The organism is Candidatus Flexifilum breve, from assembly GCF_016713355.1.
Map to the genome: position 1 here is coordinate 1 of NZ_JADJPI010000039.1, position 12,622 is coordinate 12,622.

Below are 12,622 nucleotides of genomic sequence, written 5' to 3' on the forward strand. Positions count from 1 at the left end.
GAAGCGCTGGCGCTGCAAGCCGATCTCGTGATTGCATCCTACGACACCTTCGATTTTCCGCCTGAGACACTGTCACTTGAAGACTGGACGGCATCCGGCGTTCCGGTTTACAGCATGAGTACGGAATGCGGCGGCGGAGATGCGACCCAAGCCCGTTTTGAAATGTTCTTCGATGATGTGCGGAATATCGGCATCATTTTCAACGTTCAGGCGGAAGCGGAAACGCTGATCGCTGAAATGCAAGCCCGTTTAGCTGCCGTCCAGACCGCAATTGGCGATGCTCAACCTACGACTGCCATGATCTACTATGGCGGCGAAGGACCACTCAACGTTTTTACCAACGGGGTGTATGGCAGCATCATCGAGCTTGCAGGTGGGCAGACGGTTTTCCCGGATGCGGAGCGCACCGTTGAAGAAGTCAGCCCGGAAGTGGTCGCTTCGCTTGCGCCGGAAGCGTACCTGATCATCCCGTGGACAGACACATTTGACAACCTGCGGACTTTCCCTCTGTCACAAGCGTTCCCGGATGCACCGGCAACCGTCAACGACCGTGCGCTGCTGATGCCGGATGGCACGACGCCCGCCGGGTATCGCACGGTCGAAGCCATCGAGCAGTTAGCGCAAATGCTGCATCCCGAAGCGTTTGAATAATCACTGCATACGAAAGCCTCAAGCGGCGTGGAGTAATGATCCACGCCGCGCTTTTTTCAGGAAGTGAAACTTCATTTTGTCGAGTTTTGCACCGTTATCACTCACTCAGCACATGAACCGTAACGCGAAGTTTTGGCTGCTGTTCTTCGGATTAACCTTTGGTGTACTGGCAGCGGTTGTGCTAGCAGTCGAAATCGGTCCTGTCCCTATTCCTTACGATATGGTGGTGCGCATCGTCCTATCCAAGCTGCTGCCCAATGCGGTCGCGGTTGATTGGACGTCGGTACAGGAACAGATTGTGTGGGTATTCCGATTGCCGCGCGCACTGCTGGCGGTGCTGGTTGGCGCAGCGCTTTCGGTCAGCGGAACGGCGTTACAAGCGCTGGTGCGTAATCCACTCGCTGACCCGTACACCTTTGGCATCTCGAACGGCGCATCGGTCGGGGCGGTGCTGGTGATCACACTGGGCGCAGGAGTTGCAACCGGATTCAGTCTATCCGGGGCGGCGTTCATAGGCGCACTCATCACGATGGTGATCGTCTATGGGATCGCGCAGCAGGGAGGGCAAGTCAGCCCCGGACGGCTGATTCTGGCGGGGGTTGCCATCAGCTACGCGCTCTCTGCTATCACCACCTATTTGGTGCTGCGTGCCAGCAGTCCCGGCACCAACAGCGCGGCGATCGCCTTGAGTTGGTTGGCGGGCACGTTAGGAGCGGCGAAATGGGAACAGCTTGGCATCCCCGGTATCACTGTATTCGCCACCACTATTTTGCTCATGTTGCAATCCCGTCGAAACCAACGCACTGCTCGCCAGGCGATAGAGCAACGGTCAGCCTCGGCGTGAGCGTTCAACGCTTCCGGTTGCAGCTCTTCGTTTTAACCTCGCTGCTCATTGGCACTGTGGTTGCGATCAGTGGCGCCATCGGGTTCGTTGGGCTGATGATCCCGCATCTGGTGCGCTTTCTCGTCGGCGCGGATCACCGGCGGGTACTGCCGATTGCGGCACTCCTCGGTGCGGTCTATCTGGTCGTTGTGGACATGATCGGACGCACCATCATCGCACCGTCCGAGCTTCCAGTGGGGATCGTCACGGCGGCGGTGGGCGGACCTTTCTTCCTGTGGATGCTGTGGCAGCGGCGGCTGACGGGCGGTGTGCGGTGAACATCGAGATCGCCAGCGTTTCCGTTGTCATTCAGACCCGCCTGATCGTCGAAGGGATTTCGCTGCATATTCAGCCGGGTCAGATCGTCGGGCTAATTGGCCCGAACGGAAGCGGCAAATCGACGCTGCTGCGGACGGTCTACCGGATGCTCAAGCCAGCAGCGGGTTATGTGCGTTTGGGCGGTGATGATGTGTGGAAGCTAACCGCCCGGGAATCAGCGCGGCGTACCGGGGTCGTGGTGCAGGAAATGCCAAGCGATTTTCAATTCACAGTGCGCGAAGTCGTGCAGATGGGGCGTACCCCGCACAAAGACGCGCTTTCGTTGGATACCACAGCCGATGCCGCGCTCATCCAATCCGCGCTGGAACGGGTGGAAATGTCAGGCTTCGATGACCGCCTCTTCGCAACCCTCTCCACGGCGGTGAGAAACAGCGCGTTTTGATCGCCCGCGTGCTGGCCCAGCAGCCGAAACTGCCACTCATTCTCGATGAGCCAAGCCAGCCATCTCGACATCCATCACCGGTTTGGAGATTCGCGCGAACTGGTGCGCGGGCTTCGGCATTACGACCTGATCCGCTGCACGACCTGAACCTGGCTGCGACCTGTGCTGATTATCTGGCCGTGATGCAGCAGGGTCAAATCGCTGCCGAAGGCGCGCCTGAAGCGCAACCCTGACGCGCCCCTGATTCAGCAGGTATTCCCTGACGTCATCGTGCCATCCACGCCATCAAGCCGCGACTGCCTGCATCTGATATTTATTCCGCTGGAGCAGCCCCCGCCGCCACCTGCTTGACGTTCTCGACAAAGCCATCGAACATGGCGCGCATCATCCGCACCGTGTCCGGTGACGACTTTTCCGGTGTGCCCGCATTCAGTGTCGGCTGCGGGTCATATTCGGACAAAAGCTGCACGCCTTCGGCGTAGGTGTTGCCGCGCAAACGAGCCACGATTTCCAGTCCGCAGTCCAACCCGGCAGTCACCCCTGCGCCCGTGATGCGGTTGCGATCCACGACCACGCGCTGATTGACGGGATGTGCGCCAAATTCGCTCAACAAATCACGCACGACCCAGTGTGAGGTTGCCTGATAGCCTTCGAGTAGTCCAGCGGCAGCGAGTACCAGTGATCCGGTGCAAACACTGGTTACCCAGCGCGCTTTCTGCCCGCGCACGCGGAGAAAGTCGAGTGTTTCTTTGTCCTGCATCGCCCGCAGCGTCCCCATCGTGCCGCCCGGAACACAGATGACCAGCAGATCTTCGGGGCATTCGTCGAAGGTAAGCTGTGGTGTGACACTTACTCCTGTGTCGCTGATCACCGGTTCCAGAGTTTTTTTTTTTTTTTTTTTTTTTTTTTTGGCGACCAGCCGCGTTCGCTCACCCATCAAATTGATGAACATGTGATGTGGCCCAAAACACATCCAGCGCGGTGAATTCAGGGTAGAGGAGAATCGCCAGAAGCCCCTCCTGATACCCGCCAAAATGCTCGATAAATTCCGCATCCATCTCGTGGGTCATGCTTGTAACCTAACTGATGAATCTGTATCTTGTGAGGCCGGGCTGAGATCACAGCATTATAGCGACGAAATTGAGTAACCACTCTACGCCGTTTTGCGTAGTTGCGGTCTTAACGAAATGAACGAAGTTGATGCTGGTCAACGCACCGCTCTGCTACTGGTTCACGGTCAGAGTTTCCAAAAAGCGCCCGTAGATTTCTCCGACCAAAGCACCATGATTGAGGAAAACATGAGCCACTGAGGGAACGGTTTCCAGTTTCCCATGCGGCAGGAGTTCGCACATGCGATAGGCGAGATTGATGGGATGGAGCGAGTCATTGGGCCATGCGATGATACAAATTGGCATTGTTAGCTGAGTGATCTCCGCGAGCTCGTCAAAGATGACCCAATCTTTCACAGTATCGAGCGCGGTTATCAGGCTGTTCTGCTGGTGTGAACTCTGCATTTCGCGTACAGCTTCGATCACCTCGTCAGAAGCCCCCCAATTTTCACGCAGGCGTTGAGCCGACAGCCGCATATACTCCTCCAATCCATAGTGCCCGATTTCGCTTGCCATGTTGTGCAGCGAGGGGATTTCCGGGTTGGGCTCATCACCGAAAGCGGGTCCAGTCAGCAGCAGCGCGCTGACCCTGTGTGGATGAGGGTGAAAGAGCAGGGTAGTCGCCGCACCCATCGATTCGCCTTGAACGACGGCTTTCTCGATGCCATATGCATCCATGCGACGGCGCGCATATCTTCTGCCATGCGATCCGGATTATAGAGGCTGGGGTTGGTGACGGGGGTAGAATCGCTGTGACCGCGTTGGTCATAGACGATGATGCGGTAGCGGTTGGCGAGCTGTTTGAGCTGCCGTCCAGTAATATGACGATTGCCAGTTAGCCCGTGGGCGGCGATCAGCGGCGGTCCAGAGCCAAAGCTCTCGGCAACAAGTTCCAGTCCATCAGAATTGATTTTTACAATCTCTGAATCCATGGTTTTGCCCAATCCCCCAAACGACTCGTTAAAACAAACATAATAGTAGGCGGTTGCCCAGTGGTTGAGAATGATCAGCGCTCAACAGGTGCCACGAGCACCTCCGTGCCCGCCTCACGCAGGGTCTCAATCATTTCTGGCGGCGCGCTGTCGTCCGTGACAACACAGTTGAGCTGATCGATGCGCGCAAACGATGCCAGACCGGTGCGGCCAAACTTGCTGCCATCAACGACCGCAATGACTTCTCCCGCTCGTTCAACAATGTATTGAAGCAGTTCGTTTTCCATCGGATCATTGCCGCTCAGCCCTTTTTCGAGCGTGATTCCCAGCGCGCCGATAAACGCCCGGTTGATGTGATACTTCGCTAACATCTCGCGGGTGATAGGCCCGTTGACAGACCCAGACATGCTGGCGAGGCTTCCCCCTGCCACGATCGTGGTGGATATTGGGCGAGTCCATGATTGCGACTGCTGTCCATAAGCCAGTCGTGATTACCGTTAGGTTGGTAATGTTCGGTGCATCTTTAATCGCCTGACCGACTGCCAGGGCGGTTGTACTCGAGTCGAGCAGAATTGAGTCTGTCTGCTTGACCAGCGTGGCGGCCAGCTTCGCCAGCGCGTGTTTCTCGGCGGCATGCCGCCGCTGACGAGCCGCAAAGGTCATTTCCTGGCGCAAACTGGGTTTTGCGAGTGCCGCGCCCCCGTGAACCCGAACGATCCGGCCTTCTTCCGCCAGAAAATTCAGATCGCCACGGACTGTGACAGATGACACGCTCAACATCTCGCTGAGTTCGTTGACGGTTACCCGTTCGCGTTCACTAAGAATATTGACGATCTGCTCGCGTCGCTGATTCATGATTCTGATAAATACAGCCATGTCACGCTTTCGCCTTTAGAAACGATACCATCTGGAGGTGCTGCACATCATGATATAACGTACCGCCGATGAACATCCAGTCTTCATTTCGAAAGAGTACCGCAAGAAAAACAAAGGCTTTAACTTTCATTCGAAAGTGAAAAATTGTACTAAGGTTTCTTTTTAGTGTCAATGAGCCTTCGTTTTATTGACAACACCAAATATTTAGGCGTACACTTCATACAAAGTCCTACCACTTTTGATGAAACTCAATCCGTCGCGTCACGGAGAAGGGATCTGCTCACTTCGGAAGACCGTACCTATCCGATGGTCATTTGCGCTCAAAACATAGTAATTAATCAAAGGATAATTCAAATGAATAGATCACGAACAACTTCGGCGAAATCACTTTTTGCACTGTGCATCCTGCTTGTTTGCCTGATGGCAACGGTTGTGGGAAGCTCCGCTCAAGAGGCCACTGAATTTTCTGGTGAACTGCGAATCGCTGTTTGGGGACAAATCGATCAGGCAGTAGGCCGCCCCGATGTCACCGTAGTGCATAACCTGCTGCAGCAGTGGCAGGCGATGTACCCGGATGTCCAACTGGCATACGACTATATTGGCGGTACGAACGTGTCTGAACGCTTCACATGGATCAACACGAACTTGCTCGCGGGGACGCTGCCCGACGTGGTCATGATCTATTTCCCGGGTCCGGATGTTACCAATGCCGTCGACCTCGTCTACAATTTCGCTGACGATCTCCAACAGCCCAATCCGTACAGTACCAATGCAACGTGGCGCGAAGATTTTCCGCTCGATGGGCTGGTGCTCAATCAGACTCAGTCATCCGACAGCGGCAATCGCGTTATCGGCTTCACTCTATCCGGCGACTCCGGCGTGACCACCTATGCGTACAACCGGACAATCTTCGACGAAGTGGGCATCGAACCGCCGACGACATGGGGCGAATTCATGCAAATTCAGCAAACGCTGAAGGATGCTGGCTATACCCCTTTCCAGATGCCAACTGCCGGATCCCTAGGCTGGGTGTGGAACTGGGCGGAGTGGATCATCCGTGAACAGCTCATGGAAGACGTGAATGGCGCGTGCGATATCGAAGAACCGCGTAACCTGCTGAATGACAAAGGAAGTTGTCCGCTGTATCGCTACCGGCACATTCACTCTGCAAGACCCGCGCATGGCCGAAACATGGGAACTACTCCAGCAGTGGTCGCAGTACTGGCAGGAAGATTTCCTGGCTCCCCCACCCGATGTTGATTTGTTTGCTCAGGGTGAAGTTGCCATCGTCAACACAATGAATCTCTGGTTGGGACAAATCGCCGCCAACCCGAACATTACGTTCGACTGGGGACGTTCTATCAGCCGCCGGTGACCCCTGCCGAGCAGTGATTCGGCAACGATCTCCTTCCTCGGCGCGTTGGTAATCTGGGGCAGGCTGGCAGCGGCAGTGTCTATTTCTTCATCCCGAATACGACGGTCGAGCGTGGCCCGGAACGCTTGGCGATGGCGCGCGATTTGATCCAGTATGTGACCGCGCCGGATCAGCTCGCCCAATGGTGCAGCCAACAACCAATACCCTGCTACGAACCCGGAACGCCGATTGAAGAAGTCTACACTGATCCCGTCATGGTCGAGCGCATGCGTGGCTTCTTTGAACCGGGCGCGTACAACAACGGCGGAGCCTCGCTCAACTGGGCGACGTTTGACCGGGCGTTGGATGCCGAATGGTCGCGCTTATTCGTCGAATACATGAGCGGCAGCATGACCATTGAAGAAGTGTTCGCCGAATTCCAACCACTGCTGGATGACTCGGTTCAGCGTGCTATTAGCGCCCACCCAGAATGGGGCGCGGACTCGTGGTAGTGTATCGACACTAGATCAGAAGCGGTCTGAAAATTCGTAATTGCCCTCGTAGAGGCAAGGCGCGCCTTGCCTCTACACAAACGAAACCAACGGATTTTTCTGATGGCCGCTCACCCGGATTAAATTCTGCTCCTGCGGGTGCAGCCCAGCGCCGAGTATGCTGGGCTGCGCCCGGACTCATAGTTTTCTTAAAATCGTTTGGGCGAATGATGGCTTCACAGGTTACTTTTTCCGCGGCTGCGCCGCGTCGGTATCGCATCAACACGGAGCGACTGCGTCACTCGCGCCACTGTACCTGATGGTGCTGCTACCGTCGTGATGCTGCTGATTTTCTCTACTATCCAGCGATCAATGGCTTTTTTGACGTCATTTCATTATGTTGACGTGCGCGGTTGGCGGTGGGTTGGGCTCGACAACCACGAGCGGTTGTTCAGTGACGCGCGTCTCGGGCAGTCCTTCAGGAATTTATTCTTCCTCGCGGGGTTCAATGTGCTGGTGGTCACCACCATGCCGTTGATCGTTGCGGCGTTGATTTTTCGCGTCAAAAGCACCGTGGCGCAGTTCTGGTGGCGAATCGTCTTTGTCATCCCGATTGTTGTCCCGGCCGTCGCCATCATTCTGGTATGGCGCTGGATGTACGCTGCCGACGGCGGCTTGAATATTCTGCTCAACCTGATTGGTTTTGGGCGGGCTGACGCGCAGTTGGTTGGGTGATCGGGATGTAATCATGTGGGCGCTGGCGTTCACCAATTTTCCGTGGGTCGCCGGTATTAACTTTCTGATCTACTACGCGGGATTGCAGGAAATCTCATCTGAAGTCCTAGATGCTGCCGTCGTCGACGGCGCGACCAGTTTCCGCCGTTTCCGCAGCATCGAACTGCCGTTGCTGCGTCCACAAATGCGCCTGCTGGTCTTGCTCACGTTGATCTACTGGATGCGCAGTTTTGAACTCCCCATGATCGTGACCAACGGAGGGCGGGGTACGCCAGCATGGTACCCGGCTTACGCATGTTCTATGCCATAAACCGCGATTTTGACCTTGGTTACGGATCGGCAATCGGCACGATCCTATTTCTGATTGTGCTCGTCATCACGCTGGTTCAGATACGTGTGACTCGAACCCGCGACGACGTGGTCTAGATTGGAGCAGGGCGTGTCACGACTTCATCGACTCCGCAGAGAAATCCCGCTGCAACTGGTCTTGTTGATTTTTGCGATACCGACGTTCTTTCCGGTGTTCGTGATGCTGTCGATCTCTGGGAAAGATTTCTTCCAATACGGACAGCAGCCGCTGCTGCCTACACTGCCCTTCAACTTCAGCAATTATGAAGTGGCATGGGCATCAATGTCTTCGACGTATTTCAACAACACCGTCATTATCGGGACGAGCGTCGCGGTGATATTGATCTTCGCCTCGCTGACATCCTTTGCACTGGCGCGCTTCAGTTTTCCGGGGCGCAAAGTACTGTTCTATTTTGTGCTGGCAGTGCTGGCCATCCCGCCGACCGTGATCCTCGTGCCACTGTTCATGTTGATCGTGAATATGGGGCTGCTCAACACGCGCTGGGCGGTCATTCTGCCCTACGCCGCCAGTCAGAGCTTCGCCATTCTGGTGTTCTACACCTTCTTTTCAACGCTCTCCAAAGAGATTTTTGAATCTGCCGAAATTGACGGCGCGGGTTTCTTTCAAATGTATATTCATCTGGGGCTGCCGCTCGCCCGTCCGATCATGAGTTCCATTGGCGTCTTCCTGATCTGGATTCAGTGGAACGATTACATCTGGCCGAGTCTCGTGCTGTCGAATCCGGAACTCCAGACGGTAGCGCTCAAACTGGTGGTGTTTTATCTGGGGCGCGGCATCCCCGAACCCGGTCAAGGCATGGCGGCTTCGGTGATCGCGGCTGATCCCGCTGGTGATCTGATCTGGTTTCTGGTCATATGCGGACATTTATTGCCGGCTTAACGGCCGGGGCGGTCAAAGGATAGTGTCAGGCGGCGCGATGGCTAAATTTGCTCGGCGTGCCGAGTGGATCTGGCGGCGGCGCGGATTGGGCACGCTCGCATTTGGCACGTCCACCCCGCTGTTAGCTGCGGAAGCGAACCGCTACATCTACTTTCGCCGGCGAGTCGAAGTGACCGGGGAGATTGCTCAGGCATCCGCGCTGGTTTCGGCTGACGGGCGCTACCAACTCTTTGTCAACGGTCAGCGGATTGGACGTGGTCCAGCACGTTGTTCCCCGAGCTGGCAGTATCTCGATGAATTTGATTTGACGCCTTATCTGCACCCCGGCGCGAATGTGATCGCTGCCCTTGCGCACAGCTACGGCCGTCCGACCGCATGGTACGAATTACCGGGATGGGAACAGATCCGGGCCTTTGGCTGCGGCGGGTTCTTTTTGCAGGGCGAGGTGATCACCGCGGCAGGCGAGCTTCTGCCCCGATACGGGTGACTATTGGCACTGTCTAGACTCCGGTGCGTGGCAGCGGGATGTGCCGGCCGGAAGCCTCGGTTTCATCGAGATCTACGATGCGCGGCTCGCCCCGGTAGGCTGGACAGAAGTGGACTTCGATGACTCTGATTGGGAGTATGCCGAGTGTTTGCGGGTCGCGGGGCGCAATTTTGCCGGGGATGTTATCCCGTTTCCGGTGATGATTCCGAGCGATATTCCGCGTCTGATCGAAGTGCCGCGCTGGGCGGAAGCGGTTGTGCGTGTGGCGGAAGTTACAAATGCAACCACCGACACCAACGCGATTGCGCCGCTCTTCGAACAGGAGCTGCTGGCGGATTTGCGCGCTTGCAGCGTTATCGACGCCGAACATCTGCTCCATGACGACGGCATCACCACCATCACTACCAGCGGCACACGCGGCGTCAGCCTGGTGCTGGATTTTGGCGAAACGCAGCCGGGGCGCGTCCAATTTGATCTGGAGGTTCCGCCGGGACGATTATTGACTTCACCCACAGTGAACGCCTGCACGCGGACGGACGAGTCCACATGCATCAGGGCATCCCCGGTTTCGATGTATGGCCCGCTCACCGTTTGATTCTGCGTGAAGGTCGGCAGACATGGGAAGCCTTCGAGCTGAGCGGCTTCCGCTACTTGCAGGTGACAGTACGCGGCTGTGAGCGCCCGCTTCAGATTCACGCCGTGCGGCTCAATTTCAGCGCCTATCCGGTGCAGCCTGTCGGCAAGTTCACCTGTTCTGACGATCTGCTGAACCTGATCTGGCAGGTAGGGGCGAAAACATTACGCTATTGTATGCTCGACGGCTATGTGGACTGCCCATCGCGCGAACAGCGTCAGTGGCTGGATGCCTATGTCGATTCACTGATCAACTATGCCGCTTTTGGCGATGCCCGGTTGGCAGCGAAGATGCTGCGGCAGGTCGCCCAGTCACAGCAGGCGGACGGCATCACGATGATGGTCGCCCCCGGCGATTTTTCAGTCATGCGCTTCACCAACATCCCGGATTTTTGTCTGTACTGGATACTGGCAATTGATGCCTATCTGGATTACACAGGCGATCTTTCTATCATCGCTGATCTTTACCCAAGCGTAATCAAAGCGATTGGCTGGTTCGAGCGGCATTTGAACAGTGAGATGCTGCTGACCGATGTGCCGCATTGGGTATTTGTCGATTGGGCTGAAATTGACAAGCGAGGGCAAGTGACCGCGCTGAATGCGCAGTTTGTGGCGGCGCTGCGCGTCGCCGCCCGCCTCGCGCGCCTGATGGACTCCCCCCGTGATCGCGTGCGGTTCGAGCAGATGGAGCGAGCGATCAGCGCGGCGATCAACCAGCATTTGTGGGATGACAGCCGGGGGGCATATGTTGACTGTCGTCACAATGACGTTCAGAGCAGCCGACTCAGCCAGCAGACAAATGCGGCGGTGCTGGCGTATCAGGTTGCCCCGGCAGAACGCTGGTCACGGGTGTTTGATGTCATCCTCGACGATCAGCGGTTAGTGCTCACGCGCTTCGGCGCGGCGCAGGCCGAATCCATTCGCTTTGACGAAGCGGCGCACGTCGTGCTGGCGCAGCCGTTTACCATGCACTTTCTGCACCGGGCGTTATGCGCATCCGGTCGACAGCAGACGATGCTCGATAACATCCGGCGGCGCTGGGGCGCGCTGATCGAATCCGGGGATCGCACCTTCCGCGAGTCGTGGCAAATCATCGAATTGACGAGCTTGTGTCACGCCTGGGCCGGAACACCAACCTTTGATCTCTCCACGGAAATTCTCGGCGTCAGGCCGCTTGCACCGGGTTTTTCGCGTTTTCAGGTTGCGCCGCAACCAGCAGATTTGCTCTGGGCGCAAGGAGTTTTCCCCTCTCCGCAGGGTGGGATCGCCGTCGGGTGGCGCGTAACCGGCGATCAATTCGACCTGACGGTTACCGTACCGCCGGGAACAGAGGCGCAAGTTTCCTTGCCAGAAGCAGATTGGGATGTCGTTCAGGTCAATGATCGAATGGCGCATCCCGGTACGCTCCTGCTGTCGATTCCTGGAACATATCACGTGAGCGCGCGTCGATCACATTTCAGCGAGCTTGTCTAACGGTATTCAAGTCACACTGACGGAGCCTAGTATGAATGCAGCACAACACCATCACGACAGCATCATTATTGACGGACTGAATGCTAGTTGGTTCCTGAGTGATTCCGTCATTGAGCGGATTCATCGCGGTGGCACGACCGCCGTCAACGCCACGATTGCCGCTTGGCATGACCCAGCAGCGACGCTCGACATGATCGGCCGGATGTACCACCAGATCGACAGGCACAGCGAGATTGCCCAACTCGTGCGCAGCGTAGACGATATTCACGCTGCCAAGACAGCGGGCAAGACCGGGTTCATCCTGCGTTTTCAGGATACCACTCCGCTTGCGGACAAGCTGCATCTGCTGCGCGTCTATCGTGCATTGGGTGTGCGGATCATCCAACTCACTTACAACTTCGAGAATCTCGTCGGCTTTGGGTGTCAAGCGCCGGAAGATCGTGGTTTGACCGAGTTTGGGCGGCAGGTCGTATCGGAAATGAACCGCTTAGGCATCCTCATCGATCTGTCACACTGTGGGGCGCGCACAACGTTGGAAGCGATTGACCACTCTGAGAAACCCGTCGCTATCACCCACAGCAATGCAGCCGCGCAATTTCCTCACCCGCGCAACAAAAGCGATGAGGCGATCAAGGCGTGTGCTGCGCGCGGCGGTGTGATCGGCGCAGTATCGTTCCCCGCGATGCTCACCCCAAATTTACCCGCCACACTGGACGATTATGTCGACACAATTAACTATTTGGTCGAAGTGGCTGGCATTGATCATGTCGGAATTGGCCCCGACCTGATGGAAGAAATGCCCGCGGAAGTGGTGGCGATCGTACTGAAAGGGCTGCCCGTTGATGCCGTCAACTTCATGAAGAGCATTCCGCCTGTGCAGGGCTTTGCGTCAGCGGCCGACATGCCGAACATTACCGAGCGGCTATTGGCGCGCGGCTACAGCGCCGCCGATACTCAGAAAATCATGGGCGGCAACTGGCTGCGCCTCTATGCCGAAGTGTGGGAGTCTCCCAGCCACTGAGCGCGCG

The 12,622-nt window shown here is 56.6% G+C and carries 20 protein-coding genes; 14 read left to right on the forward strand and 6 right to left on the reverse strand.

Features of this window, described 5'->3' with window-relative positions; all coding sequences use genetic code 11:
• The 4 genes from IPK17_RS36400 to IPK17_RS36415 all read left to right on the forward strand — a co-directional run.
• Positions 1–651 (forward strand): ABC transporter substrate-binding protein (locus IPK17_RS36400; protein ID WP_343422651.1); only part of this gene is annotated, 651 nt, incomplete at its 5' end.
• A 112-nt stretch (positions 652–763) separates the two neighbouring features.
• Complete coding sequence (locus tag IPK17_RS36405) at positions 764–1,495, forward strand: FecCD family ABC transporter permease (RefSeq protein WP_343422652.1); 732 nt, start codon at positions 764–766, stop codon at positions 1,493–1,495.
• Positions 1,492–1,812: a FecCD family ABC transporter permease gene (locus IPK17_RS36410; protein WP_343422653.1), complete on the forward strand. Its 321-nt coding sequence runs from the start codon at positions 1,492–1,494 to the stop codon at positions 1,810–1,812. The genes IPK17_RS36405 and IPK17_RS36410 overlap by 4 nt, the downstream gene beginning before the upstream one ends.
• Entirely contained in the window at positions 1,770–2,255 is a 486-nt protein-coding gene (locus IPK17_RS36415) for an ABC transporter ATP-binding protein (RefSeq protein ID WP_343422654.1), read from the forward strand. Before IPK17_RS36410 ends, IPK17_RS36415 begins: the two co-directional genes overlap by 43 nt.
• A gap of 313 nt (positions 2,256–2,568) precedes the next feature.
• Here the strand turns inward: IPK17_RS36415 and IPK17_RS36420 are convergent, their stop codons facing one another.
• From IPK17_RS36420 to IPK17_RS36445, 6 genes are all read right to left on the reverse strand, one after another.
• Positions 2,569–3,126, reverse strand: a complete 558-nt coding sequence (locus tag IPK17_RS36420; protein WP_343422655.1) for a DJ-1/PfpI family protein — start codon at positions 3,124–3,126, stop codon at positions 2,569–2,571.
• Positions 3,127–3,184: 58 nt separating this feature from the next.
• Positions 3,185–3,325: a hypothetical protein gene (locus tag IPK17_RS36425; protein ID WP_343422656.1), complete on the reverse strand. Its 141-nt coding sequence runs from the start codon at positions 3,323–3,325 to the stop codon at positions 3,185–3,187.
• Between the two features lie 153 nt (positions 3,326–3,478).
• A complete protein-coding gene (locus IPK17_RS36430) occupies positions 3,479–3,997 on the reverse strand; it encodes an alpha/beta fold hydrolase (RefSeq protein WP_343422657.1) in 519 nt (172 codons plus the stop codon).
• Positions 3,934–4,296: an alpha/beta fold hydrolase gene (locus IPK17_RS36435; protein ID WP_343422658.1), complete on the reverse strand. Its 363-nt coding sequence runs from the start codon at positions 4,294–4,296 to the stop codon at positions 3,934–3,936. Before IPK17_RS36435 ends, IPK17_RS36430 begins: the two co-directional genes overlap by 64 nt.
• Positions 4,297–4,370: 74 nt before the next feature.
• Positions 4,371–4,703: a DeoR/GlpR family DNA-binding transcription regulator gene (locus tag IPK17_RS36440; RefSeq protein WP_343422659.1), complete on the reverse strand. Its 333-nt coding sequence runs from the start codon at positions 4,701–4,703 to the stop codon at positions 4,371–4,373.
• Positions 4,588–5,172 carry a DeoR/GlpR family DNA-binding transcription regulator gene (locus IPK17_RS36445; RefSeq protein WP_343422660.1) on the reverse strand — a complete coding sequence of 195 codons (585 nt, stop codon included), beginning with the start codon at positions 5,170–5,172 and terminating at the stop codon, positions 4,588–4,590. The genes IPK17_RS36440 and IPK17_RS36445 overlap by 116 nt, the downstream gene beginning before the upstream one ends.
• A 432-nt stretch (positions 5,173–5,604) precedes the next feature.
• Here IPK17_RS36445 and IPK17_RS36450 point away from each other — a divergent pair, with 432 nt between their 5' ends.
• From IPK17_RS36450 to IPK17_RS36495, 10 genes are all read left to right on the forward strand, one after another.
• Positions 5,605–6,432 (forward strand): ABC transporter substrate-binding protein, encoded by an 828-nt coding sequence (locus tag IPK17_RS36450; RefSeq protein ID WP_343422661.1) that lies wholly within the window; start codon positions 5,605–5,607, stop codon positions 6,430–6,432.
• Positions 6,433–6,678: 246 nt separating this feature from the next.
• Complete coding sequence (locus tag IPK17_RS36455) at positions 6,679–7,038, forward strand: hypothetical protein (RefSeq protein WP_343422662.1); 360 nt, start codon at positions 6,679–6,681, stop codon at positions 7,036–7,038.
• 351 nt (positions 7,039–7,389) lie between these two features.
• Complete coding sequence (locus IPK17_RS36460) at positions 7,390–7,752, forward strand: ABC transporter permease family protein (protein WP_343422663.1); 363 nt, start codon at positions 7,390–7,392, stop codon at positions 7,750–7,752.
• Between the two features lie 13 nt (positions 7,753–7,765).
• On the forward strand, positions 7,766–8,062 hold the full coding sequence (locus tag IPK17_RS36465; protein ID WP_343422664.1) for a carbohydrate ABC transporter permease: 297 nt from the start codon (positions 7,766–7,768) through the stop codon (positions 8,060–8,062).
• A complete protein-coding gene (locus IPK17_RS36470) occupies positions 8,047–8,178 on the forward strand; it encodes a hypothetical protein (protein WP_343422665.1) in 132 nt (43 codons plus the stop codon). Before IPK17_RS36465 ends, IPK17_RS36470 begins: the two co-directional genes overlap by 16 nt.
• A 103-nt stretch (positions 8,179–8,281) precedes the next feature.
• Positions 8,282–9,001, forward strand: coding sequence for a carbohydrate ABC transporter permease (locus IPK17_RS36475; RefSeq protein WP_343422666.1), 720 nt, complete (start codon positions 8,282–8,284; stop codon positions 8,999–9,001).
• 37 nt (positions 9,002–9,038) lie between these two features.
• Entirely contained in the window at positions 9,039–9,488 is a 450-nt protein-coding gene (locus IPK17_RS36480; RefSeq protein WP_343422667.1) for a hypothetical protein, read from the forward strand.
• A gap of 40 nt (positions 9,489–9,528) precedes the next feature.
• Complete coding sequence (locus IPK17_RS36485) at positions 9,529–10,083, forward strand: hypothetical protein (protein ID WP_343422668.1); 555 nt, start codon at positions 9,529–9,531, stop codon at positions 10,081–10,083.
• Positions 10,035–11,594 (forward strand): alpha-L-rhamnosidase-related protein, encoded by a 1,560-nt coding sequence (locus IPK17_RS36490; protein WP_343422669.1) that lies wholly within the window; start codon positions 10,035–10,037, stop codon positions 11,592–11,594. The genes IPK17_RS36485 and IPK17_RS36490 overlap by 49 nt, the downstream gene beginning before the upstream one ends.
• A gap of 31 nt (positions 11,595–11,625) precedes the next feature.
• On the forward strand, positions 11,626–12,615 hold the full coding sequence (locus IPK17_RS36495) for a dipeptidase (RefSeq protein WP_343422670.1): 990 nt from the start codon (positions 11,626–11,628) through the stop codon (positions 12,613–12,615).
• Positions 12,616–12,622 lie beyond the last annotated feature (7 nt).